Origin of the sequence: Parendozoicomonas verongulae (assembly GCF_009711465.1) — a bacterium.
Taxonomy (GTDB): domain Bacteria; phylum Pseudomonadota; class Gammaproteobacteria; order Pseudomonadales; family Endozoicomonadaceae; genus Sansalvadorimonas; species Sansalvadorimonas verongulae.
In genome coordinates, this window is the sequence record NZ_SMME01000375.1 from 1 (window position 1) to 677 (window position 677).

Annotated in this window: 1 protein-coding gene; it reads right to left on the reverse strand. The window is 43.0% G+C overall.

Annotated elements, in window-relative coordinates:
- Positions 1 to 482 precede the first annotated feature (482 nt).
- Positions 483 to 677, reverse strand: a 195-nt coding sequence (locus tag E1189_RS22380) for a hypothetical protein (RefSeq protein ID WP_196220877.1), incomplete at its 5' end; no start/stop codon positions are given.

A 677-nucleotide genomic window follows, 5' to 3' on the forward strand; every position in this document is an offset into this window, starting at 1 on the left:
GCCCGTGAAAGCAGTTGTCAGGGTACTTATTAACGTAATTCTTCATAATATCAAAGATTTATATTTGGTAACTATTCAGCACCCTCTATGAAAGATCAACATTTTCGAAAGTGCCTACCATGACTCATGCAGAAGGTAACCAAACACCAGTTCCATTTTTTAGCAAATGAGGCTCTTCAAGCCAAAATAGCGGGAAAAAGCGTGAAATTGCTATTTTGGGGAGCCAATAAAGAATATGAAGTGAGCGTCTTGTAATGCGCAAATCCTTCAGTTGTGGGACTTTGCTCTAGACACTGCTTTTTCAGGGGTGCTGAATAGTTACTATATTTGTAAGTTTTCTGATAAGAAGTCGCCTATTTGCTCAGGTATGAAAAATAGACAAGCACGCTACCGCACTGGTCGTTGCGCAGGATCAGTAGTTTTAAACTATACCGGAATTGAATTAGAGATAGCTACACGACACTCTAAAGGTTTCGTAATGATCAATGCCTAGTTTGTTTAAGGTATTCGGCATCAAGGCTGGCGCAAATCGCGTTCAGCTCCGCCAGCTCATCGGACTCAGCCTTGTATAGGCCCTGAACCTCAGCCCACACATTCAAGAGTTGGCTCTGGTAGTGACTGTTCTTCACTGCGGCCTTGAAGTGGCTGTAGTCTATACCCTCTGCGGCATTGTACAT